Consider the following 23,004-nt stretch of genomic DNA (forward strand, 5'->3'; position numbering starts at 1 on the left):
ATGGTTCGGCTTCAGAGCCAATCATGAACCGCCGTGGTACGGAACCGTATGCCCGGTGGTGTGAGAGGACGGGGGAGGCAACTCCCCCTCCTACTCGATCAGTTGAAGGTGGTTCGCCAGTGAGTTCGGGGCAGTGGAGGGTGCTCAGTCAGCCTGTTCGGGTTTTTCGTACCGGATATCGGTGACATACCACATGACGGGCCCTTCCGGTGTCTGTACCAGTGCTTCGTCGTCCACCTGTTTCTTGAGCAGGGCCCGGGCCATGGGGGAATCGATGGAGATAAAGCGCTTGTCGAGGTCCAGTTCGTCGTAGCCCACGATGCGGAAGCGCCGGGTCACACCGTCCTCGTTTTCCACTTCAACCCAGGCCCCGAAAAACACGCGGCCTTCCTGTTCCGGGCTGTAGTCCACCACCTGCAATTCACGGGACCGACGTTCAAGGTAACGGAAGCGGCGATCGATCTCCCGCAGCCGCTTCTTGTTGTACTGGTAGTCCGCATTCTCGGAGCGATCGCCAAGGCTGGCGGCCCAGGTCACCTTGCGGGTCACATCGGGGCGTTCCACCCGCCACAGGTGCTCCATCTCGGCTTTCAGCGCCTCGAAACCGGCGCGGGTGATCAGCCTTGCGCGCATGGGATATCAGGCAGATTCTGCCACCGGCACCTGTTTGTGGAGCACATCGGTGTAAAAGAACATGAGGGCCTGGCGTGCCTGGTTGAGCCGGGCACGGGAGAGCTGGATGCGGTCCTGCAGGTAGAGAAGGAAAAGTTGCTGGTCGGCACCTTCCAGGGTCTCCGGGGTCTTCGGTTGGTGAAAGAGGACGAATCGGGCGATCCAGTGAAGATAGGTCTGCTGGGTACGCTGGTTCAGTTGTTGATGGCGGATGGCGTCCTGCACTCGCTGAAACAGGCCGGGTTCGCTCTGCTCGAGCGCTTCGGTCAGATGCATGGTGATTCCTGCTGATGGCTCGCGGGCCGCTTGTCGACCCTGTTGTTGTTATAGTGAACGCATCATATGACAAACGCTTGAATACCGCAAAAGCCGTCAGCAGGAAAGCGCGGTTACTGAAGTTACGGCTTGTTCAGATTCCCTGGGACATCCGTCTGCAGCTCCGCAGGTTACCCGCGGAATTCCCCCAGTCGATCAATATATCGCTGCATGGCGTCTTCCCTGGACATGCCCTTGAGCTTCTCCCGGGCATCAAACTTGGTCCGGCCCACAAAGTCCATCATACCGGGGCGCTTGCCAGTGACGTCCCCTTCGGTGGCCTGCTTGTAGAGGGCATAGAATTCCAGTTTCTGTTCGTTGGAGGGGCTCTGGTCGCCCCGGCCGTTCTGGATGTAATCCACCGCTTCATTGAAACGGGTTTCGAGATCGCTCATGGCAGTTTCCTTGCGCGGCTGGTCCGTGGTGTAATCTGGCAGGCAGCTTCCGAGTATAGCGCCCGTGCACAGTCTGAAGCTATCAGATGCGGGGCTGCCGGTCACCAGGGCCTGCTGTAGCCGCCGTCCCGACGGGCCCTTCAATCCGCCACAGTAAGTTGATTTCGCCCGTTCGCCTTGGACTTGTACAGCGCCATATCGGCCTTCTTTATCAGACGCTCCGGATCCGGGTGCATGGCGTCAGCCGTCGCCAGCCCCAGACTGACCGTGACCCCCAGCACCTCATCATCCACCTTCACCTGGTGACGCTCGATGGCTGTACGGATACGCTCCGCAACCACGGTCGCCTCTTCCCGGCCCGCGCCAGGAAGGATCACCACCATTTCCTCACCACCGTAACGGGCTGCTGTGTCGTTCTCCCTCGAACTGGCCCTGATCAGATCGGCGACTTCCCTCAATACCTGATCCCCCAGCTGATGGCCCCAGGTATCGTTGAACTGCTTGAAGTGATCGATATCGATCAGCACCAGCGACATCTCCCGATCGAAACGGGCCACACTGGCCAGCTCCTGGCGCAGCATATTCTGGAAATAGTCGTGGTTGAACAGATTGGTCAGGCCATCCACCGCCGCCTTGCGGGACAGCTCCAGGCGACCGGCGGCGGCCACCGAGATAATCTCCAGGGCGCCGATACGTGCCTCGGTAAAGCAGTTGCTGATGTGGTTGTTCTCCAGGTACAGCAAGCCGATCAGGGTTCGCTGCGGCCCCTGTCCGATGGCAATAGGCAGGCATAGTATCGAACGCACCCGCTCCCGCAGGATGTACTCCTCCCGGTCCAGCCCCGGTACCGGACTGTTCACGGACAGGGCATCGGCCACCACTACACTTTCCCGGGTGCGGCTCACGTAGTTCACCGTAGCCCGGGAAACGGATTCACACTGCTCCAGTGGTGACGATTGCAGGATCACGACTTCATCCGAGTCCACCGAGGCCTCGGCTTCGATTCTCAGGTTTCCGTCTCCATCCCGTAGCGCCAGGACGCCCCGCTGGGCACCGGCAAACTCGATGGCGATATTGATAATGGCCTCCACCATACGGCTGTGGATCTGCTCATCCGCGATGGCTTTCAGTGCCTTCATCAGGGACGTCATGTCCACTTCTGCCATGGGCATGGCCCGGGTGCCAGACAGGGTGGCGGCCGGGCGGGACTCTGCCAGTTCCGGGTAGCGCTGCTCCAGGTGCCTGACCAGGGCATGGGCACCCCAGCGCCGGTAGAGGTTCCGGGCCCGGCCCAGATAGGGCATGCCGATGGTGACTCTGCCTGCGTCGACGTGCATGGTGCCGCAGAGCTTGCAGGCCAGCGCCTGTTCTTCGACGAAGCCCTGCTCACCGGCCAGGGTGATGGCCTGGTCGTAAGCCTCGTGGGCGTCGAAATCCCGGTTTTTGCAGCGCAGTAATTCCGCCTGTAACAGCTGGTATTTGTTGGCCATATTGACCGGGCAGGTACGGGCTTCGATGCGCATCAGCCGCAGGTCCCTGCGAGCGAGGCCCAGGTAGCGCCGCCGCTGACGGGAGGTATTGACCGTGCGGGCGTTGTGCAACAGCACCAGGGCTCTCACGAAGCGGGACCAGCGACTGGTGTAGAAGCCCTCGGTACCATATCGGATACCGGTCAGATGTCGGGCAATGCTGGCGCTGTGCTCCTGGTACCCGTCGCCGTCGAACAGATAGTGCAGGTACATGGACTTGAGCAGGGCATGCTCAATGATGGCATTATCGGCGGCTTCCCGATGCCGGGGAAGCATCCCATGGATGTCATAGACATCCCCCGAGAGCTCTGCCGGGTGCTTGCTCAGCCCTCGAAGGTTGCGGATAAACTGTAGCCGGGCCTCGTGGTGGTGCAGCACCGTCCCCAGGTGCAGGGCGCGGAACTCCCCCAGCTCCTGGGCGGTCTGCTGCTCCAGTTTTTCCAGGTCGCCACCGCCGTGCAGCAGGTAGTCTCCATGAATGGTGGCCGCGTGGACCGCGTACTCGAAATCGCCGTTCTCCATACACATCCGGCTGGCCTGGCGCAGATTGTCGAACGTCTTGTGGAGCGGATCCTTCCAGTGCTGGATCAGGGCCGCGTAGAGATGTAATGCCCGCCCCCGTCGGCTGTTGAAGCGCTCACTCAGCTCAACCGCGAGCTTGCCCAGCCGGGCGCCGGTTTCTGGGTCGTGCAGATCCCTGGCGTACATCATGCCCAGGACCGAGAAGCTGGTCGTGGTTTCCGGGCTGTGGCCGTATTCCAGGGCCATCTCCGCTCCGCGGATACAAAGCAGCGGAAGTAACATGGGCTCGGCAAACATGCTCGCGCTGCCGATGGAGGCACCAATGCGGCCCGCTGCCCGTTGTTCGGCAGAGCTCAGGTCCGGCAGGTCGCGCACCGCCTCCAGGTTGACGGTTTTCAGCCGGCTCCGGAATCTCAGGAAGCGGTAGATGACATGGCTGCGACGGGGATGGCGGGGGTATTTATGGCCAAGGTCCGCGAGCAGGGGCAGGGCAATGTCGATGGCCTTGTGCAGTTCACCCTGGGTAATCAGGTAGCTCATCCAGGTTTCGTGGAAGCTGACACGGCCCAACAGGTCACGGGCCTTCGCCAGGCCGGTATCCACCAGAACTTTCAACCCCTTGCCGTCGCCTACGTAGGCAGCCGCCTCCGCCGCCGCACTGTATGCGCTCAGTGCCAGGGCGTAGTCCTGTTCCCAGCCATGGTCACCGAGCAGCAACACGGCTTTCTGGAAATGATTGTAGGCGATAGGGTAGGACGCCGCCTGACGGGCGCGGTAGCCGGCCTCCAGGTTGAGGCGGCATAACTCCCGCCGCTCCTCCGGGTTATCCATCAGGCCGGCGGCCATGTTCAGATGGGTGACAATGGCAAAAAGCCGGTCCTTGCGCTCAACCGGGTCGAGGTTGTGAAGCAGCTGGCGGCCGATTTCCAGGTGGGTCGCCTGGCGGGTATCTGCATCCACCAGGCGGTAGGCCGCCTCCTGGATACGGTCGTGGGTGAACGCGAATTCGACAGTAATACGGCCGGCATCACTGACCTGGGCCAGTTCGGTCAGCTGGTAGCTGTCTCGTACCGGTGTCACGAGGCCGGCTCGGGTCGGTGCCTGCAGGGCGCCGGCAACATCACCCGGGGCCTGCCCGGTGATCATGGAGAGCATGGCTACGGAGAAGCGGCTGCCGGCACAGGAAGCCAGCCGAAGCAGCTCCAGGCTTTCCGGGGGCAGGTTTTCCAGCTTCTGGGTCATCAACCCGGCGACGTTGTCGGTGATTTGCTGCTGGCTTAGCCGGGCGATATCCCAGACCCATCGTCCCACTGAGGGCTCATAGGTGATCAGGCCGCGCTCGTGCTGGTCCTTGAGGAATTCCTCCACGAAGAACGGGTTACCTTCGGTTTTCTGGTGCACCACCCGGGCCAGGGGTTCCACTTCGCCGGAAGTGGTCATGAGGGTATCCGACAACAGCCGGCAAATGTCCGGAACACCCAGTGGCTGCAGGGCGATATGGGTGAGGTAGACATCGGTACCCTGCATCTGTTGCAGGGTCGCCATCAGGGGGTGATCGGGGGTAACTTCGTTGTCCCGGTAGGCCCCCACCACCAGCAGGCGGTCGCCTTCCATCTGGTTAACCAGCAGGTCCGCCAGTTGCAGAGTACTGGTATCCGCCCATTGCAGGTCATCCAGGACCAGCACCAGAGGGTGATCGGCATGACTGAACACCCGGATGAAGTTGAACAGCGTCAGGCGGAAACGTTGTTCCGACTCGGCAGCCCCGACGGCGGCAAGCCCGGGTTGGGGGCCGATTATCAGCTCCAGTTCCGGGATCAGTTCGGTCATCAGTACGCCGTTGGGGCCGAGGGCTGCGGTGAGCCGGTGGCGCCAGTAGGCGAGGCGCTCATCGCTTTCGGTCAGCACCTGCTGGACCAGGTCCCGCAGGGCCACGGTAAGGCCGCTGTAAGGAACGTCCCGGTGGACCAGGTCAAACTTGCCCACGGTGAAATATCCCCGTCGGGCCGTGACCGGCTTGTGCAGTTCGTTGATCAGGCGGCTTTTGCCAATGCCGGAGCGCCCCGCCACCAGCGCGAGGGCTACCCGGTCGTAGGCCTTCTCGAAGGCGGTCAGCAGTTGTTCCACCTCCTTCTCGCGCCCGTAGAGGCGCTGGGGAATGCGGAAGTGGTCCGGTATGTCATGGCTGCCCAGGGGGAAGGGGTCAATGGAGGAAGTGGCATTGACGTTTCGGTAGCATCGATGCAGGTCATGGAGAAGTCCGGCGGCACTCTGGTAGCGTTGCTCGGCGGTCTTTGCCAGCAGTTTCATGATCAGGTCGGACAGAACCCGGGGGATACTGCTGTTGAGATCCGCCGGCGCCACTGGTGTGCGCGCAATGTGGCAGTGGAACCACTCAATGGGCTCTTCTGCGGAGAACATTGGCCGCCCGGTGACCAGTTCGTACAGGGTCGCCCCCAGAGAGTAGAAGTCTGACCGATAGTCCACGACACGGTTCATGCGCCCCGTCTGCTCCGGGGACATGTAACCCGGCGTACCGGGCACCGTGGTGGGGTGGCCGGGGCTGGTCTGTTCGTTCTGCTGACGGGTGGCGATACCGAAATCAATCAGCCGGATCGCCCTGGACTTGCTGTTCACCAGGATATTAGCCGGGTTGATGTCCTTGTGGATGATGCCGGCGGCGTGCAGGTGTTTCAGAGCGGTAGCAATGGTTGTTGCAATACCTACACAGGCCTTGAGATTGATGCGGCGGTGGGTGAGGATGCGGTCCAGGGACTGACCTCCCATATCCTCGAGCACCAGCGCGGGCAGGTCGCCTATGTGGGTCATCTCATGCATGCCGATCAGGTAGCTGCCTTCCGTATCCCGCAGGATGTCGTGCTCATGGTGCAGCAGCGCGATATTTTCCCGGGTGGCGTCTTCAGGCTTCAGGGTTTTGATAACGACCGTGTCGCTATCGGTTTCCCGAAGTGCCCGGTAGATACGGGTGTTGCCCCCTTCAGCAATTTTCTCCACAAAGCGATAACCGGAAGGCACGTCAGTGGCCTGAACCCGGGTGCTGACAGTCATGGTGTGGGGGCTCCTCCATTATGTTTTTTATAGTATGGCGGAATGGACGGGTGAAACATGTAAGCGAAAGTAATCGAATATTATATGTAGTAACTGTCTACTCATTCGCAGAAATGGCATTTCGTGTCATCGGGGTTGAACTCCCGTTAATAGCTGCAATAGTTAAGAGAGATTTCCCCTGAGCCATCTTTCCGGGCAGAGTTTCATACAAAGTAGACAAAAAAGCGGTGACCGGGGCCCGGCCAGATTACGCCTTCACGCATTTGACGATCAGAAAAGGAGGCAACACATGTCGAATGACGGTATCAGCAACGACAGTTACAAAACGCTCTCCACCCTGGATGTGGGTGGCAAGACCTATCACTATTACAGTCTGCCCAAGGCGCAGGAAGCCCTGGGTGACCTGGAGAGGATGCCTTTCTCTCTCAAGGTACTGACGGAAAACCTGCTGCGATTCGAGGATGGCGTAACGGTAGAGAAAAAACACCTTGAGGCCATGGTGCAATGGCTCAAGGATCGCCGTTCCGACACCGAGATCCAGTTCCGCCCGGCGCGGGTGCTGATGCAGGACTTTACCGGTGTGCCCGGGGTGGTGGACCTGGCGGCCATGCGTGAAGCAGTCAAGAAGGCTGGCAAGGACCCGGCACTGATCAACCCCCTGTCGCCGGTGGACCTGGTCATCGACCACTCGGTGATGGTGGACCACTTCGGCGACGCCTCAGCGTTCAAGGACAATGTCACCATCGAGATGGAACGTAACCAGGAGCGCTACGAGTTCCTGCGCTGGGGCCAGCAGGCCTTTGACAACTTCCGGGTGGTGCCGCCGGGCACCGGTATCTGCCACCAGGTCAACCTGGAATACCTGGGCAAGACTGTGTGGCACAAGGAGCAGGGGGGCAAGACCTTTGCCTACCCGGATACCCTGGTAGGTACCGACTCCCATACCACCATGATCAACGGCCTGGGGATCCTCGGCTGGGGTGTGGGTGGTATTGAGGCGGAAGCTGCCATGCTGGGCCAGCCGGTGTCCATGCTGATTCCCGAAGTGGTGGGTTTCAAGATCTCCGGCAAGCTCCGTGAGGGCATCACCGCCACAGACCTGGTGCTGACCGTCACCGAAATGCTGCGCAAGAAAGGTGTAGTGGGCAAGTTCGTGGAATTCTATGGCGACGGCCTCAAGGACATGCCAGTAGCCGACCGGGCCACCATTGCCAACATGGCACCGGAATACGGCGCCACCTGCGGCTTCTTCCCGGTGGACGAGCAGACCCTCACCTACATGAAACTCACCGGCCGGGACGATCACCAGCTGGAACTGGTGGAGGCCTACGCCAAGGCCCAGGGCCTGTGGCGGGAGCCAGGCCACGAGCCAGTGTACAGCGACACCCTGGAGCTGGACATGGGTGATGTGGTGGCCAGCCTGGCCGGTCCCAAGCGGCCCCAGGATCGCGTACCTCTGACCAAGATGAAGTCCGCCTTCGAGCTGGTGATGGAAACCGCCGAGGGTCCGAACCAGCTTCGCGAGGAGAAATGGGAGTCAGAAGGTGGCCAGACCGCGGTAGGTGTTGAGGACAGCTACGAGCACCATGCCAGCCAGCCATTGATGCTGGATGGCGAGAAATGCCGCCTTGATCCGGGTGCGGTGGTCATTGCGGCCATTACCTCCTGCACCAACACCTCCAACCCCAGCGTGATGATGGCGGCTGGCCTGATTGCGCAGAAGGCCGTGGCAAAAGGCCTGAGCACCAAGCCATGGGTGAAGACCTCACTGGCGCCGGGCTCCAAGGTCGTCACCGATTACCTCAAGGTGGGTGGTTTCCAGGACGACCTGGACAAGCTTGGCTTCAACCTGGTGGGTTACGGCTGCACCACCTGTATCGGCAACTCCGGGCCCCTGCCGGAGGAAGTCGAGAAGGCCATCACGGAGGGTGACCTGACTGTAGCCTCCGTGCTCTCGGGCAACCGGAACTTTGAGGGGCGGGTCCATCCCCTGGTGAGAACCAACTGGCTGGCGTCACCCCCGCTGGTGGTTGCCTATGCCCTGGCGGGTAACGTGCGTGTGGATCTGACCAAGGATCCCCTGGGCACTGACAAGGAGGGTAACCCGGTTTACCTGAAGGACCTCTGGCCCAGCCAGCAGGAAATCGCCGAGGCGGTAGAGAAAGTGAAAACTGACATGTTCCGCAAGGAGTACGCGGAAGTCTTTGACGGCGATGAAACCTGGCAGTCCATCAAGGTGCCGGAGAGCAAGGTGTATGAGTGGTCAGACAAGTCCACCTACATCCAGCATCCGCCGTTCTTCGAAGGCCTTGGACCGGAGCCGGATGCCATCGAAGACATCCGCGACGCCAATATCCTGGCCTTGCTCGGAGATTCGGTAACCACCGACCATATTTCACCCGCCGGTTCCTTCAAGGCCGACACGCCTGCCGGGAAATACCTGCAGGAGCACGGGGTGGAGCCGAAAGATTTCAACTCCTACGGCTCTCGCCGGGGTAACCACGAAGTGATGATGCGGGGCACCTTCGCCAACGTCCGTATCCGCAACGAGATGCTCGACGGCGTGGAAGGTGGGTACACGAAGTTCGTGCCCACTGGCGAGCAGATGGCCATCTACGATGCCGCCATGAAGTACCAGGAGCAGGGCACGCCGCTGGTGGTTATCGCCGGCAAGGAGTACGGCACTGGCTCCAGTCGTGACTGGGCCGCCAAGGGCACCCGCCTGCTGGGGGTCAAGGCCGTGGTGGCTGAGTCCTACGAGCGTATCCATCGCTCCAACCTGATCGGCATGGGCGTCATGCCCCTGCAGTTCCCGGAGGGTGTGGATCGCAAGAGCCTGAAACTGACCGGTGAGGAGACCATCTCCATTGAAGGGCTGTCCGGCGATATCCAGCCGGGCCAGACCCTGAAAATGACGGTCACTTACAAGGATGGCTCAACCGAAACCTGTGATCTCAAGTCCCGCATTGATACGGCTAACGAGGCGGTGTATTTCCGCCATGGTGGTATCCTCCACTATGTGGTGCGGGAGATGATCAAGCAGGCGTGATTTGCGCTGGATATAGCCTCCCTGCCGGGATTTACCGGGGGGAGGCAGGTTATTGGTCGAAACCCAGCCATGCCAGCCAGCGGTTCGGAAACCGGGCTGTCAAAGGGACGTTATCCAGGTGCCACCGGGGTGGCACGGGTGATTTTGTCGTGGCGGTTACCACCAGTCCCATCTGGTGATCGCTGAAAGGCGCGCGTAGATCCGGCGGTAATCGGCGGGATTCCTGTGGTGCGCCGGTAATCTCAGCGTCCAAGGTGGTGTTGTCAGGAAAGTGCAGTGTCAGTGGCTGGCCGGCTATTGCCAGCTCTGCCAGCTCCGGGTTGAGATAAATTTCAATGGTAGGCACTTCTTGTAACCGGATGCTCACAAGCCGGCTTCCGGCGCCTACTGTTTCTCCCTCAACTACGGCGATATCAGTAATGGTGCCGTTCCCTGGGGCGGACACAGACAGTAGCTCCGTTTGTCGAAGGATTCGCTCCAGTTGCAGACGATCGCGCACCTGATCCTGTTGCTGTGCCACTGAGGGCTGGAGGCTCTGAACAGAGCCGGCAAGCTCGGACAGACGAATGTCCAGCTGGTCACGGGCTGCTGAAAGCTCTCCCCGGGTGGCTGCTCCGGTCGCCACCAGTGATTCCAGCTCGTTGACCCTGGTTCGGGCCCGGTCTACCCGGCGCTGCAAGCTGTTGCGCTGGGATTCACTTGCCAGGATGATGGGCTCGCGCGACAGCAATGCTTCCAGCTCCTGCTGCTGTGCCGACAGGGAACTGCTGCCTAGCGACGCAATTAAATCTCCCGTGCGGACGTTGGCACCTGGCTGTACATGCAGCTCTTCCACTCGCCCGGTCAGCATCGAGCGCACGTCGGTTGATGGCAGGTGCAGTCGGGCCGGTGCCTCTGTCAGCGCCACTTCCAGAAACAGCTTGCCTACAAACCACAGGAACGGGCTCGCGACCAAGAGAAGGATCAGGTACCAGCGAAACCGGAATGCCGCTCGCTTGCCGGGCGCATAGAGCACCTTCATGCCCTGGTCGCGGGTCGGGTCTCGTTCCTTCTGATTGGAAAAACGTACTTTCATGATCGTGTCCTGACTCGGTCAATCACCGGTTTGCTCCGGGTAGGCGGGGTGGTTGCGCCAGTCCTGCCATTCGATGTTGTGGATCCCTTCGCTTACCAGAGACTGTTCAACTTCGTTCAACCCCTTGGTGGTTTGGCCATGCCAGCTTTGTGAGTCGGGCAGGGCTGCCTCGACACTCTGGGCCAGTCGGAAGGTCAGCTGCGGCCATAGCTGTTCCGAACGATCCATCAGCCCGACCGAGCGCCGGGTGCGTGTGGTATAGATCATCAGCGATACCTCCCGGACACCGTTAGCCGCTAGCTGACAGGGAACACAGGTTACAGGGTCGGCCATGTTGCTGAACCAACGGTGGTGACTGACCAGGGTCACTGGCCACGGGCTGACCTCGGTGGCTTCACCCACGGTTTGCAGCCATTGCTGCAGTCGTTGTTCCGGTACTGGCCACCCCAGCTGTTCGACCTCCAGGTCCAGGTGCAGGCCAGCAAAGGGAAGTATGGACAGGCGCCGGATCAACGCAGTCAGATCCGCCCGGTGCTCATCGGTCAACCAAAGCGGGTCGCCAAGTAGCAGGTCGACCCGTATACCCCGGTTTTGTGCCTCACTCACCAGGGTTTTAAGCGGATCCAGGATCTCTTGGGGGCGGGCAACCTGGCGACTGTCGAGGCCCAGGTAGAGCCGGTTGAAACCGGTGCTTTCCAACGCCTGCAGATGACGCTTTCTTCGCTCTGCTTCACCCAGGAGAGGGCGGCTGTCCCACACATAAACTGCTTTGATCGGATCGCTGTTGCCCCCGGCGCCCTCGCCACTGATTGGCCAGCTAACGGCCTCTGAACCCAGTAATTCAGCCTGGTTATCTGAATGCTCCGCCACCTGGAGCAGGCCGGCACGCTCCTGCGATGCCCCCCGCCAGGCCCGATAGAGGTTGAGATGGGCCTCGGCTTCCTCAACCCTGGCAGTACGCATCGCCATGTAGCCTGCCTCGGAGTCTATGGTCAGGCGTTGGCGGCGCTCCAGGGTGAGTCGCCTGGCCAGGGTAAGCTGATCGACGGCCTCACTGACATCATCCAGTGCCTCACGGTAGCGGAGCAGGTTGTCTTCCAGGTAGCCTCGCCATTGATCGAGCTCGGCCCTGTGTCGTTCGCGGGCTGCCCGGTACCGGGCGTTATCCGGTGAACCGGGATCAGGACCGGTCAGGGCCGCCAGGGGAACTTCGAAGGTTACCCCGGCTACCAGGCCGCTGCCGGTTCCAGAGGTATCCGTACGCCGGTCGAGGCGCTGGGCAATGGTGAAATTTGAGTCGACCCGGTCTGACCAGTGATGATCACGGTTACGGGAAGCTGTTTCCATACTTTGCAGGCGCGCAGTAACAGCGGGGTGATGATTGAGGGCATCGGTCCACTGCACCAGCGGCGCAGGATGTCGTGTAAGCGTTGGTCGTTGGGGCAGGTCAGGCGGGGTGAGGATGGCGCCAGCGAGTCTGGCCGTCCGCTCCCGCAGTTGCGACTGATACTGTTCGCTGCGCTCGCAGGACCGGGTGACCCGGTCCCAGCGCTGCTCCAGCCACTTTAACTCCGACGTTCTCAAAGCCTGCTGACTCGCCCGTTCACGGGCACTGGCCAGCTCTTCGCGGGCAATGGCTCGCCATGTTCCGCACCAATGGGTCACTGCCCCGGCATGCCACCAGTCGGTGTAGCTTTGTCGAAGCTGAAATCGTTGTGTGGAACGCCGAAGAAGGGTTTCGTAGGTTTTTTCGGTAACCGCCAGCCGGGCATCGCTCACCGCCCGCTCGCGCTCGTCCAGGGTGCCCAGCAGCGGATAGCGCAACCCGACACTGGCTCCGAAGCCGGTATAGTCATCCCGGTTGCCATCTGGCTGAAGTTCATGGAAACGGCCAATGTCTGCGCCGCCGAAAACCGACCATCCTCGCTCCTCGATACGGTATTGGTGCTCAATGGCCAGTCTCTCCTGCTCGGCTTCCTGTACCCGTACCTCGGCGCTGTCTTCCATGCCTGCCAACAGGGATTCCAGGGTGACCGCCTGAACGGTACCTGATGTGACCAGCAGCAGTGTGAAAAAAACCAGGTGTGAAACCGCCAGCATCAGAAACGTTTCCCTTTTCTGAGGACCCACCAGGGGGCCATGCTCGTTTCTTCATGGCCCCGGCGGAACATCTCGTTGAGGGTACAGACCACGCCCCAGCAGCGCAGCAGGAACATGAACAAGGGGAATATCGGCACAAGTGGTGCCAGTTTGAGATCTTCCATTGGTTGCTCTGATACCAGGATCAGGCCCGTCAGATAGAACACCACTGTGGTGGCAAGGTAAACGAGGTAAATGATGGTAAAGAGGAGCAATACCGCCTCCACGGGCAGCACCACAAGGCCAGCCAGTGTATAACCGACAATCAGGAACGGCAGTACCAGTTGAAAGAACAGGCCGCTGACCAGCGTCATCATGAAATTGCGCCAGCCTAGCAGGCGGGGAGTCATGCTGTCGGCATGCTTGCGAACGTACAGGAAGTAGAGGTCACCGTCCCACCGCAGGCGCTGCATGAGAAACGCCCGGAAGGTCGCCGGCACATCGGTATACCCGATGGCGGCGGGCTCGAACGGAATGCGCAACGGTCGCCGACCGAAATAGCTTTTGATGCGAAGCGTCAGGTCCAGGTCTTCGGCCGTATGCGTGTCCCAGCCACCGATGTGGAGCAGGAACTCGCGGCGGAATGCCCCAAAGGCGCCTGACACATTATTCACGGTGTTCCATTCGGACATGCCGGTCTTGGAGGTATGAATCGACAGAAAGTATTCCAGTGCCTGAAACATGGTTGCCAGGCTGACCCAGACGTTACGAACACGCAGGCTACCGGATACTGCGGGTACGTTCGGGTCCTCGAAGTGCCTGACGATGTTACGGACCATGGTGTTGTCGAAGGAGGTATCGCCATCCAGGGCCAGGACAATGTCCCCGGTGGCTTGCTGCAGACCGGCATTGAGCGATGAAACGCGGCCACCGCGCTGCCATTTTGCGATAGGCCGTAACTCGCGCCCGGGGTAAAGTTCCGGGTTGATGCGGAAATCGCGGACCGTTTGCATGGTGGCCGGGTTGGCAGCCGCGCCATCTACTACCGGTATCAGTTCAATTTGGCCGGGGTACAACTGCTCGCAGAGCGTCTGAAGGGTTTTTTCCACATCACGCCCCTCGCTGTAGCAGGTGATGACGCAGGAAACCCTGGGTGTATAGAGACTTTGACTGGGTGTTGCGCTCAGGCGGCGAATGTACCAGCGGAATATACCGGCCAGCACCAGCAGGTTTACCGGCAGCTCCATCAGCAGGAAGAACGGAAACAGCAGCAGGAAGAGCCGGGTCAGCCCTTCCAGGTTACCGAGGCTGGCCGCAAGCTCTGCAAGCTGGAAATAGGTGCTGTCCAGCATCAGTTTACTTCCCCGGTCAGCCGTGCCATCAGCAGGCTGGCATCTTCCTGGCTGAGCAGATCCTCCGGCAGCGTGAAACCTGCCAGGCGAATGTCAGGCAACCCGTCAGTTTGCCGGTTCTGGTAAAGGCCGGTCAGTTGCGACAAGCGGCTTCGAAGTACCTGCATCCCTTCCCGGTCGGTATGGGGCAGAAGGAACCAGAGCAGGTTTTCACGGGTACGGGTACAACGGTCGGTGTCACGGATCGCTTCCTGGATTCGATCCACCAGGCTATCCACCATCGCCAGGCCCCGGCTATCTCCGGTCAGTTTTTCCAGTGCTTCTATCTGCATCACCAGCACAGAGCAGGGTTGCATTGTCTGGTAGCGACGGGCCTGCTGGATTTCCCAGTCCAACAGGGTATGGAACGTGGGGACCGGAACCAGATTCAGTCGGCCAAAGGCTTCGGTCACCCCCTGATCCGCAAATCCCTGACGGCACCGCAGGCGCCCTCTCTCTGATAGCTGGTGAGGTCGGATTTCCCGGACTTTGAGCTCGTTAGGTTCATGGTGTTCGCCACACTCCAGGCAGCGGGCTTCCACCTCCGCATCCACAAAGAAGTTCTGGCAGGACAGGCACCGGTAATTCTCCAGCGGACGGTCATAGTCACTGCCAATGTGACGCAACCGGCTCAGGCAATTGGGGCAAATCATCAGGCCGTCCTTGAGGAAATGCTCCTGGGGCGCCACGTGACCGCAGGTAAAACAGTGCAGTGACGGCTGTCGGGTGATATCCAGTGCCCGGCAGGCCGGGCAGACATCCACATAGTTCAGGCGCCCGGAACTGCAGCGGTTGCACAGCCGGATTCGGTCTATCAGTTCACCCCGTTCCAGCCAGCCCTGTTCGGCCATAAGGTTCAGCCAGACCATGTCGTTGACCGGTTCTTCCGCGGACATGACGTCCAGTAACGGATATCGATAGAGTTCCCTGAAGTCGGGATCAAGCCCGGGTTCCAGGCGGCTGGAAGGTCGGCTCCAGAGCCAGGCCAGCACGCGCTCCTCGAATCGTTCGGGAGGCTGTCCGCGGTTGAACATGTTGAGACGTTCAAGCCAGAGCCGGAACGTGGGAAGGAGTTTGCCCGGGTCCGCCGGGATGGTGCCGTCGCTGAGTGGGATGTCCCCATCCCGGGTAAAGATCAGGCGGAAGCGAAAAGCGGCGTGGCTGCGTAACCTTTGCACCGCATCGGTTGCGACATGGGCGGTTTGGTCAAGCAGCACGATATCCGTGTCCGGATGGTCGAGGAGACTGTCAATGTCAGCAACACTGAACCAGTCAGCAGGAATGGACGTCGGGCGCTCAGCCGAGACGACAACTATCTTGGGTGCTTTCATATGACTCACTCAGATTGCATAGTAGTGTGCTGGCGTTGGAGTCCCTCCCTGTGTGCCACTGCCGGGTTGAGCGAATCCGGAGGTTCCCGGAGACCACTTGTTTTCAGATAAGTGGACTATCGCGTAAGCTTGTTACCAAGTTTAATGAAAATCTGGGTTGCTCGTATATGTCCTCAGTCAAATCCCTTGATGAAACCAAGACCCGACTCAATCTGGAAACCTCCCGTATAGGCTGGCGCGAACTGCAGACCTACTATGCCCGTGGCCATGTTGTACGTGTGTCGCCAGAACTGGACCTGCTGGATGTGGCCGCTGAGCTGACGGCTGACAACAAGGTACAGTTCCAGCACTGGATGAGCCAGGACCAGGTTGGTGATGTCAGCCCGGACCTGGCCCGCGCCTGGTACGACCGGGAAGCGGAACTCTGGGCGGTGGTCGTGGCGCCCTGGGTGCTGGTCCAGGACCGGCACGACCAGAAACTGCACTGAGCCCGCCATGAAACTGCACTACTTCCACGGTCGCACACCCCTGCATTCGCTGGTGCTCTGGCAGGACAGGCGTCGCCTGGAACTCCACATCAAAAAAGTGGCAGGTGGAGTGTGGGCCGTGCTGGTGCTGGCAGGCGGTCCGGATGGCCAGCCGGACACGACCCGCTGCCGTGGCCCCTACCGGGACCGTGACAAAGCCGAAGCGGCGCTGCGCCAGCTCGCCGGCAGTCTGCTGGAGCAGGGCTATAACCCGAGCCGGGATGAGCCGGTGCAGTGGACCGTCTGTGCCCAGCGCCTGGCCCGGGACCTGCGCCAGCAGGCCGAAGCCAATGAAGGCCACTACCGTTTCGACCCCGAGCAACCTGAACCCACATTCTGACCCCGACCCTTTCCGTTCACCCGACAAGAGACTGCGATGCTGGCCGGTGCCCTGCTGATTCTTCTGCCATTGTTTTTTGGCTTTGCCATTCCCCTGAATAACCGCACCGTGATGACTACCGTTCATCACGGTGTTGATGGCCTGGTGTATTTTATCCTGGCCCTGCTGGGCGTTGGCCTGGGGCAGATGGACGGCCTGGGTCAGCAGCTGGCAGCCATGGCGATACAGGTGGGTGTGCTGGTGGCGGGGCTGTTGTTGCTGAACCTGGCTGGTCTGTGGTTATGGCATCGCTGGCAGCCCATGCACGTCGAGGCCGGCACGACCAGCGGTGCAACCAGTTACCGACGCCTTTTCCTCGCTGCGGCGAAGCCGCTGGCGGCGGTTATGGCAGGTCTGCTTGCGGGCTGGTTCCTGCTGCCGGCCCTTGGCTGGGTGGAAGACCTGGCCACCTGGGCGCTGATGTTGTTGCTTTTCATGATCGGCCTTCAGCTCCGTAACGCCGGGCTCTCCCTTCGGCGCCTGCTGCTGAACCGGCAGGGTCTTGGCATCGCGGTATCCCTCACGGTCAGTTCGCTGCTGGCGGGGGTGCTGCTTTCCCCGGCGTTGCAGGTGCCACTGTTCCAGTCCCTGGCCCTGACGGCCGGGTTTGGCTGGTATTCGTTGTCTGGTATTGTGATCGGCGATGCACTCGGGCCTGCCTGGGGTGGCGTGGCCTTCCTCAATGACGTCATCCGGGAGATCATCGCCCTGGCACTTATTCCGGTGATCATCGGGCGACGGCCCGCCATGGCAATCGGCTACGGCGGTGCGACTGCCATGGATTTTACGCTACCGGTAATTCGCAGCAGCGGTGGTCTCGATTGTGTGCCGGTGGCCATTGCGTCCGGGTTTATTCTGTCGTTCCTGTCGCCAGTCCTGATGGGGTTGTTCCTGTCGCTGGTATAGACGACGGTCCATTGAGAGTCGTTTTCGGCTTGCCTTTCTGCGGTCGGCGAGCGCATGATTTGCGCTGGTCCGGGACTGCCTGGAACCCGTACGGGAAGGGATAATCGCCCTGAAACAAAAAACGGACATTGTGTAATGGCGTCACAAACCCTGCTGGCCGCACAGCCCATCTATAACCGCGACAGTGAAATGGAAGCCGTGGAGCTGCTCTATCGAAATGACCTCGGCCAGAGTGCCCTGGCGGTGGGTGAGCAGCAGGCGACCAGTGAATTACTCTTCAACTACTGCACTGGTATCACCGACCATACAACCCATTACGGCACTCGCGCCTACATCAATGTATCCGCCGACCTGTTGCTCTCCGGAATCGTGCTGCCGGTGGACCCCGACAAGGTCATGGTTGAACTGGTAGAGCGCATTGACCCTACGCCCGAACTGGTTGCGGCGGTACGTCACTGGTTTGACGCCGGGTTTCGCTTTGCGCTGGATGACTTTGCCTTCGATGAAGGCTGGGCGCCCTTGCTGGAAATGGCAGATGTCATCAAGGTGGACGTTTCCCAGTTTACGCCGGAAGTCGTGGCGGAAAACAAGCACCGACTGGCCCATTTGCCGGTTCGCTGGCTGGCGGAAAGGGTCGAGGACCAGGAAGCCCGCGACCAGTACCTGGCCATGGGGTTTGACCTGTTCCAGGGTTACTTCCTTGCCCGCCCCAAGCTCATCTCCGGGCAGAAAATGCCCGCTTCCGGTATCCAGTTGACCCGGTTGCTGGCATTGCTGTATCAGCCGGATCCGGATATTGGTGAGCTCACCCGTGTATTGTCCCAGGATCCCGACCTTTCCCTGAACCTCGTCCGAATCGTCAACAGTCCGCTGTACCGTGGTTCGGGCAAGATTTCATCGGTGAGGGAAGTGGTTGTCCGGCTTGGGCTGACCAACCTGCGTCACTGGGTGTCGATGCTCAGTGCCATGCAGGCGGTCAACAGGGAGCAGGCCCGGCTGGTACTGATACGGGCCCACGTGTGTGAGTCCCTCGCAGGGCGGGTGCGGGTCAATGCCCCGGCCCGGGAGGAAGCCTTTCTTACCGGGCTGCTGTCCGGCGCGGAGATCATGCTGGGGGTGCCCGCCGATGAGTTTATCGACACCCTTGACCTGCACAATGACATCCGCAAGGCCATCCTGCACCGCAAAGGCGGCCTGGGGCGGGTGCTGCGCCTGGCGATCACCCTGGAACAGGCCATGGCCATGGGCACCGACCTGGACAAGTGGGACACGCGCCTGTTAAGGATCTACGATCAGTCTGCCAGCCGTGTACAGCGGCTTATCCGTGAACTGCAGGCCCCCGCATAAGCGAATATACTATCCCGACATCCGGACTGCCCGCTTTTGCGTAAAACGCGTACAGATTATTAAAAGTTCGTTAGATCAATATAACGGCCTCGCGTGATTCACAGGCAGGTAAGGTCCTTGGCATCCAGAATTCTCCCCGGCGGGCAGCGATGGCTGTTGGCTACTTTGTTTCTCGTAATCCTGTTGACGGTCCTTGCACTATTGCCGGTCTTGCCTTCCCTGCTTTCTGGCACCGGGTATTACGGTTTGCGGGTGGATTTGCCCGCCCCGTCCCTTGTGGAGCCTGGCCAGGCAACCCAGGTGCCGCCTCCAGAGGGTCTGGCCCTGGTGTTCTTTGGTTACCAGAGCTGCGGCACGGTGTGCCCGGTTCAACTGACCAATCTTCTTACCCTGCAGCGCAGACTGGCGGGTGCGCCGGTTAACTTCGTATTCGTGACATTGGACCCGGAGCGGGACAGCCGGCAAAGGCTGGACCAGCTGATGGCGTCACTGGGGCCGAAGTTCGTTGCAGTACGGCCGGAGTCAGGTGCGGCTGCGCGGCAGCTGGCCAGCGGTTATAACGACTATGCCCACAGGGTGGGCGGTGGCGAGGCCTATGAGCTGGACCATTCTGCCCACCTGCATGTTGTATCCAGCCGGGGGCGACGGGAATTGCTCTATACCACACCCGACCTTGACCTTGATCGAGTTGTCGACGACCTGAATCGTATACTCTCTGAGCAGCCTGTGATGTCGCTCGCTGCGTCTACAACGCCTGCACTGGAGTTGGCAAGCCAATGATGTCTGATACGCAATTTGCCCGCCGGGACGCCCTCAGCAGCGACCGGCAAATGTTGTGGATACTGCTGGCCCATGTGCCTGTGGTCGGATTGTTGGTTCCTGTCGGTTATGGAACCCATGTGTTCGCGATCGTTGCTTCGGTGCTCCTTGGGCTGGTGGTGTCTGCCGCCTACGCAACACTCCGGGGTACCCGTGGCTTTTCGGTAGTGGCTGCCACGGCGTTGATGGTGTTCTCGGCCATCATGATCCAGGCACAGATGGGCCGGATCGAAATGCACTTCCATATCTTCAGTGCCCTCGCCCTGGTGATGGTCTATCGGGACTGGTTGCCGATCCTTGTGGCGGCCGGCGTGATTGCCGTGCACCACTTGCTGCTCACGGCGCTGCAGCTGTCCGGCGTCAGTCTCGGTGGCATGCCGCTGATGATTTTCAACTACGGCTGCAGCTGGTCCATCGCCTTCCTGCATGCGGCGTTCGTGGTCTTCGAAGCCGGAATCCTGATGTTCTTTGCCCTGCGGCTGGGTCGTGAGCGGCAGGTTACCCACAGCATCATGGAACTGGTGGAACAATTTCGTCAGGACGGGGATCTGAGCGGGCGGCTGGATGAAAGCGCCGACGACACCGCCCGGGCCTTCAACAGCATGCTTGACCAGTTCTCCGGCCTCATTCGTGAGGTGGGCTCGCTATCGGCCCAGCTAAGCAGCACGGCCGGCGCCCTGGATACCATGAGTGACCGCACCACCGCGATCCTTGGCGATCAGAATGACCGGCTCGGCCAGGCGGCCAGCGCCACCGAAGAGATGACAGCGACAGTGCATGATGTGGCTCGCAATACCCAGCAGGCCTCCGAGGCCTCTGCCGAGGCTTCCCGTTCAGCGAACGCTGGCACCAAGCGGGTGGGTGAGGCAGTTGCGCTGACTGATGCGACAGACCAGACCTTGCAGTCCTCTGCCGAGGCGGTCAAAAGCCTGGTAGGTAATGTGGGCAGTATTGGCCAGGTTGTGGGTGCCATTAATGAGATTTCCGAGCAGACCAACCTGTTGGCACTGAACGCCGCCATCGAGGCTGCCCGTGCCGGTGACCAGGGGCGTGGCTTCGCCGTGGTTGCTGATGAGGTGCGCAACCTGTCCCGTCGCACCCAGGAATTCACCAGGGAGATCGGTGCCACGATCAATACCCTGTCTGCCGGCGCAGAGCAAGCCCTGGCCGCATTGGAAATGGGGCAGACCCGATCCCGGGAGACATCCGTTGCCATCAGGGCAACCGGAGAGGCCATCGACGCCATTCACCAGGCAGTTACCCAGGTCACCGACCTGAGCATGCAGATTGCCTCGGCGACCGAGCAGCAGGCCGCTGCGTCAGTGCATATCAATGAGAGCGTGCAGGGAGTGGCCAGTCAGAACCAGGATGTGGTGGGGCAGGCCCAGGATGTGCGCAGGCTCGCTGCCGAGCTGGGTCAGCTTGCGACCGGCATCAACCGTTTGATCGAGGGCTACCGGGCCTGAAGCCCGGAATGCTCGCTGGCACACGGTTTGAATGGGCTGGAGATGGTTTATATGGTAGTTTCCTGATAGAGATGATGCTCAACGGCCAATCGCCCGATACCTGGTAGCCTGACCCATGAACGTACTGATACTTGACGCGGATGTTCCCATGGCGGAACTGATGGAAACCCTTGTTTCCGGACTGTTTTCCCAGGCCCGCGTTCACAGTTATCGTACCCTTGCCGAGGCCAGGGCCGATCTGGAGGAACTGCGTCCGGAGCTGGTGGTGTGTGATTGGGACCTGCCGGATGGTCGCGGCCTGGACCTGGTGCGAGCCCTCCGCCGGCTGGACCGGGAGGTGCCGGTGCTGATGGTGTCTGAGAAGGTGGACCGGGAGCGGGTGCTGGCCGCCGGCCGGCTGCATATTCAGGGGTTCGTGCCGAAACCGTTTACGGCGACCGCGATGCAGGAACGCCTCAAGGCCTTGCTGCCCGCCGGGCAGCCTGGTGGTCCGGAAACGAGCTTTGAGGTCATGCTGCGCCGCGCCCGGGATACCCAGGCCTATCTTCCCGCGGAACTGGATCCGGCCAGCGTCATGGCCCTGGTGGAGCGGGCCGGGGAACTGTCAGTGGGGGACCTTTCCGAGGCCTGGAAGAGCCAGCCTGCGGTAACCGCCCGCTTGCTGGACGTGGCGAACACCAGCGCCCTGCGTCGCTCGGGCGAGCCTTGCAGCAGCCTGCGGGAGGCCATTCGAATGCTGGGCATCCGTATGAGCCTGAACCACGCCCTGGCGCTGGCCCTGGATATTTCCCACCGTCTGTCTGACCCTGCCCTGAAAAGCCTTGCCGAGGAGCAGGTCGCGAAAAGTTCGGAGCTGGCAGAGCTGGCCAGTGGCATGGCCCGCAAGGTGGGAGTGGATGCCTCCCTTTGTTACACCGCCGGGCTGCTGCACCGGATTGGTGAGTTGGCGGTCATCAGTACCGCCCAGCAGTTCATCGCCTCGGACGGCGCCCTCGATGACGACGATGTGGAGCGGGCCTTATACGAGTGGAGTGGCACATTGGGTAATGTGCTCAAGGTAGCCTGGCGCCTGCCGTTGCCGTTGCGCAACCTGATTGGCGCGGCCTATATGCTGCCTCGCGGCAGTGGTGAGCGGGACAAGGCTGTCATGCGGGCCGCTTGGCTGATGTGCAACGACATGCAGGAAAGTGACGAGTGTGATCGCCTGCTGGGGCGGCTGGGGCTGGATGTGGCCAGCGCCCGGGCGCCGGCCTGACACGAGTGTTTTCTCCAGCGTAGCCTTTTGCGTCAGTGTGCCCCTTCCTCCGGGAAAAAGGTGCGCATACTGGCCTGCCAGGTGGCGCTGAGAACCTGTTCCAGCGGTAACTCCTTGACCTCGGCAATCTTCTCCGCCACGAAGGGCAGGTAGAAAGGCGCATTCTCCCGGCCCCGGTAAGGAACGGGGGTAAGGAACGGCGAGTCGGTTTCCAGCAGGATCTGCTCGACAGGAGCCATGCGTACGATGTCTCGCACGTTTTCCGCCTTGTTAAAGGTGGTTATTCCGTTGAAACCCAGGCACCAGCCCTGGTCCAGTGCATAGCGGGCCAATCCGGGGCCGGATGTAAAGCTGTGGATGACGCCCCGGCGTTTCAGGGTGTCTTCGAATTCTGACAGAATGGCGATGGTGTCCTCATCGGCTTCCCGGCTGTGAATCACCACCGGCTTGTCCAGGTCAGCGGCAATCTGCAACTGCCGCCGGAAAACCTGGCGCTGGACCTCCCGGTCAGCGTTATCGTAGAAATAGTCGAGCCCGATTTCGCCCACGGCAACGATCTTGTCATCGGTCGCGTGTTCGCGGATTTCCGCCTCACAGTCATCCGAGTAGGCTTCCGCCTCATGGGGGTGAACGCCCTGGGTGCCGTACAGCCAGGGTTGCAACTGGCTGAGTGCCCGTACCTGCGCCAGGTTATCCGGGGAAACCGCGATGGTAATCACCCGTTCGATGTTAACACTACGCACCTTCTCAAGGGTCTCCTCCAGGGGGCGCTCCTTGAGGTAATCCAGGTGGCAGTGGGTTTCTATCAATGGCTGATCGAAAACCGGTATTTCTCGTTTCTTGCGACTCATAACTGCTAACCTGACCGTAAATAACAC

The 23,004-nt window shown here is 60.7% G+C and carries 17 protein-coding genes; 8 read left to right on the forward strand and 9 right to left on the reverse strand.

Annotation, left to right across the window (positions count from 1 at the left end; all coding sequences use genetic code 11):
• Nucleotides 1-144: 144 nt before the first annotated feature.
• The 4 genes from greB to ACESMZ_RS15820 all read right to left on the reverse strand — a co-directional run bounded on the left by greB (nucleotide 145) and on the right by ACESMZ_RS15820 (nucleotide 6,502).
• Nucleotides 145-633 carry a transcription elongation factor GreB gene (gene greB / locus ACESMZ_RS15805; protein WP_372957284.1) on the reverse strand — a complete coding sequence of 163 codons (489 nt, stop codon included), beginning with the start codon at nucleotides 631-633 and terminating at the stop codon, nucleotides 145-147.
• 6 nt (nucleotides 634-639) lie between these two features.
• Nucleotides 640-948, reverse strand: a complete 309-nt coding sequence (locus ACESMZ_RS15810; RefSeq protein WP_372957283.1) for a site-specific integrase — start codon at nucleotides 946-948, stop codon at nucleotides 640-642.
• 170 nt (nucleotides 949-1,118) lie between these two features.
• Nucleotides 1,119-1,382 carry an acyl-CoA-binding protein gene (locus ACESMZ_RS15815; protein ID WP_372957282.1) on the reverse strand — a complete coding sequence of 88 codons (264 nt, stop codon included), beginning with the start codon at nucleotides 1,380-1,382 and terminating at the stop codon, nucleotides 1,119-1,121.
• 140 nt (nucleotides 1,383-1,522) lie between these two features.
• Nucleotides 1,523-6,502, reverse strand: coding sequence for a diguanylate cyclase (locus ACESMZ_RS15820; RefSeq protein ID WP_372972953.1), 4,980 nt, complete (start codon nucleotides 6,500-6,502; stop codon nucleotides 1,523-1,525).
• A gap of 289 nt (nucleotides 6,503-6,791) precedes the next feature.
• On the opposite strand from ACESMZ_RS15820, the gene acnA reads away from it, so the two are divergent.
• The gene (gene acnA / locus ACESMZ_RS15825) at nucleotides 6,792-9,551 is read left to right on the forward strand and encodes an aconitate hydratase AcnA (protein ID WP_372957280.1); all 2,760 of its coding nucleotides are present in this window, start codon (nucleotides 6,792-6,794) and stop codon (nucleotides 9,549-9,551) included.
• Between the two features lie 49 nt (nucleotides 9,552-9,600).
• On the opposite strand, the gene ACESMZ_RS15830 is transcribed toward acnA, so the two are convergent.
• Genes ACESMZ_RS15830 through ACESMZ_RS15845 form a run of 4 tightly spaced genes read right to left on the reverse strand, consistent with a single transcriptional unit; the run spans nucleotide 9,601 to nucleotide 15,427 of the window.
• Nucleotides 9,601-10,626 (reverse strand): HlyD family secretion protein, encoded by a 1,026-nt coding sequence (locus ACESMZ_RS15830; RefSeq protein WP_372957279.1) that lies wholly within the window; start codon nucleotides 10,624-10,626, stop codon nucleotides 9,601-9,603.
• Nucleotides 10,627-10,644: 18 nt separating this feature from the next.
• The gene (locus ACESMZ_RS15835; RefSeq protein ID WP_372957278.1) at nucleotides 10,645-12,726 is read right to left on the reverse strand and encodes a hypothetical protein; all 2,082 of its coding nucleotides are present in this window, start codon (nucleotides 12,724-12,726) and stop codon (nucleotides 10,645-10,647) included.
• Nucleotides 12,726-14,057: a glycosyltransferase family 2 protein gene (locus ACESMZ_RS15840; protein ID WP_372957277.1), complete on the reverse strand. Its 1,332-nt coding sequence runs from the start codon at nucleotides 14,055-14,057 to the stop codon at nucleotides 12,726-12,728. Before ACESMZ_RS15840 ends, ACESMZ_RS15835 begins: the two co-directional genes overlap by 1 nt.
• Nucleotides 14,057-15,427 (reverse strand): diguanylate cyclase, encoded by a 1,371-nt coding sequence (locus tag ACESMZ_RS15845; RefSeq protein ID WP_372972954.1) that lies wholly within the window; start codon nucleotides 15,425-15,427, stop codon nucleotides 14,057-14,059. Before ACESMZ_RS15845 ends, ACESMZ_RS15840 begins: the two co-directional genes overlap by 1 nt.
• Before the next feature lie 167 nt (nucleotides 15,428-15,594).
• Between ACESMZ_RS15845 and ACESMZ_RS15850 the strand changes: the two genes are divergently transcribed.
• From ACESMZ_RS15850 to ACESMZ_RS15880, 7 genes are all read left to right on the forward strand, one after another.
• Nucleotides 15,595-15,915 carry a DUF2288 domain-containing protein gene (locus tag ACESMZ_RS15850; protein ID WP_372957275.1) on the forward strand — a complete coding sequence of 107 codons (321 nt, stop codon included), beginning with the start codon at nucleotides 15,595-15,597 and terminating at the stop codon, nucleotides 15,913-15,915.
• Between the two features lie 7 nt (nucleotides 15,916-15,922).
• Nucleotides 15,923-16,294, forward strand: a complete 372-nt coding sequence (locus ACESMZ_RS15855) for a hypothetical protein (protein ID WP_372957274.1) — start codon at nucleotides 15,923-15,925, stop codon at nucleotides 16,292-16,294.
• A gap of 36 nt (nucleotides 16,295-16,330) precedes the next feature.
• A complete protein-coding gene (locus ACESMZ_RS15860) occupies nucleotides 16,331-17,239 on the forward strand; it encodes a lysine exporter LysO family protein (protein WP_372957273.1) in 909 nt (302 codons plus the stop codon).
• A 135-nt stretch (nucleotides 17,240-17,374) separates the two neighbouring features.
• Nucleotides 17,375-18,586, forward strand: a complete 1,212-nt coding sequence (locus tag ACESMZ_RS15865) for an EAL and HDOD domain-containing protein (protein ID WP_372972955.1) — start codon at nucleotides 17,375-17,377, stop codon at nucleotides 18,584-18,586.
• Nucleotides 18,587-18,703: 117 nt separating this feature from the next.
• Nucleotides 18,704-19,366: an SCO family protein gene (locus ACESMZ_RS15870; protein WP_372957271.1), complete on the forward strand. Its 663-nt coding sequence runs from the start codon at nucleotides 18,704-18,706 to the stop codon at nucleotides 19,364-19,366.
• Nucleotides 19,363-20,871, forward strand: coding sequence for a methyl-accepting chemotaxis protein (locus tag ACESMZ_RS15875; protein ID WP_372957270.1), 1,509 nt, complete (start codon nucleotides 19,363-19,365; stop codon nucleotides 20,869-20,871). Before ACESMZ_RS15870 ends, ACESMZ_RS15875 begins: the two co-directional genes overlap by 4 nt.
• Nucleotides 20,872-20,986: 115 nt before the next feature.
• A complete protein-coding gene (locus tag ACESMZ_RS15880; protein WP_372957269.1) occupies nucleotides 20,987-22,126 on the forward strand; it encodes an HDOD domain-containing protein in 1,140 nt (379 codons plus the stop codon).
• A gap of 32 nt (nucleotides 22,127-22,158) precedes the next feature.
• On the opposite strand, the gene ACESMZ_RS15885 is transcribed toward ACESMZ_RS15880, so the two are convergent.
• Nucleotides 22,159-22,977 (reverse strand): TatD family hydrolase, encoded by an 819-nt coding sequence (locus ACESMZ_RS15885; RefSeq protein WP_372957268.1) that lies wholly within the window; start codon nucleotides 22,975-22,977, stop codon nucleotides 22,159-22,161.
• Between the last annotated feature and the right edge of the window lie 27 nt (nucleotides 22,978-23,004).

Source organism: Marinobacter sp., from assembly GCF_041690615.1.
GTDB lineage: Bacteria > Pseudomonadota > Gammaproteobacteria > Pseudomonadales > Oleiphilaceae > Marinobacter.

Bases quoted from the DNA above. Each gene is read 5' to 3' on its own strand.
- greB (WP_372957284.1), bottom strand. From the start codon at position 633: ATGCGCGCAAGGCTGATCACCCGCGCCGGTTTCGAGGCGCTGAAAGCC.
- ACESMZ_RS15865 (WP_372972955.1), top strand. From the start codon at position 17,375: ATGGCGTCACAAACCCTGCTGGCCGCACAGCCCATCTATAACCGCGAC.
- ACESMZ_RS15845 (WP_372972954.1), bottom strand. From the start codon at position 15,427: ATGAAAGCACCCAAGATAGTTGTCGTCTCGGCTGAGCGCCCGACGTCC.
- ACESMZ_RS15860 (WP_372957273.1), top strand. From the start codon at position 16,331: ATGCTGGCCGGTGCCCTGCTGATTCTTCTGCCATTGTTTTTTGGCTTT.
- ACESMZ_RS15835 (WP_372957278.1), bottom strand. From the start codon at position 12,726: ATGCTGGCGGTTTCACACCTGGTTTTTTTCACACTGCTGCTGGTCACA.
- ACESMZ_RS15855 (WP_372957274.1), top strand. From the start codon at position 15,923: ATGAAACTGCACTACTTCCACGGTCGCACACCCCTGCATTCGCTGGTG.
- ACESMZ_RS15815 (WP_372957282.1), bottom strand. From the start codon at position 1,382: ATGAGCGATCTCGAAACCCGTTTCAATGAAGCGGTGGATTACATCCAG.
- ACESMZ_RS15875 (WP_372957270.1), top strand. From the start codon at position 19,363: ATGATGTCTGATACGCAATTTGCCCGCCGGGACGCCCTCAGCAGCGAC.
- ACESMZ_RS15810 (WP_372957283.1), bottom strand. From the start codon at position 948: ATGCATCTGACCGAAGCGCTCGAGCAGAGCGAACCCGGCCTGTTTCAG.
- acnA (WP_372957280.1), top strand. From the start codon at position 6,792: ATGTCGAATGACGGTATCAGCAACGACAGTTACAAAACGCTCTCCACC.
- ACESMZ_RS15850 (WP_372957275.1), top strand. From the start codon at position 15,595: ATGTCCTCAGTCAAATCCCTTGATGAAACCAAGACCCGACTCAATCTG.
- ACESMZ_RS15830 (WP_372957279.1), bottom strand. From the start codon at position 10,626: ATGAAAGTACGTTTTTCCAATCAGAAGGAACGAGACCCGACCCGCGAC.
- ACESMZ_RS15880 (WP_372957269.1), top strand. From the start codon at position 20,987: ATGAACGTACTGATACTTGACGCGGATGTTCCCATGGCGGAACTGATG.
- ACESMZ_RS15885 (WP_372957268.1), bottom strand. From the start codon at position 22,977: ATGAGTCGCAAGAAACGAGAAATACCGGTTTTCGATCAGCCATTGATA.
- ACESMZ_RS15820 (WP_372972953.1), bottom strand. From the start codon at position 6,502: ATGACTGTCAGCACCCGGGTTCAGGCCACTGACGTGCCTTCCGGTTAT.
- ACESMZ_RS15840 (WP_372957277.1), bottom strand. From the start codon at position 14,057: ATGCTGGACAGCACCTATTTCCAGCTTGCAGAGCTTGCGGCCAGCCTC.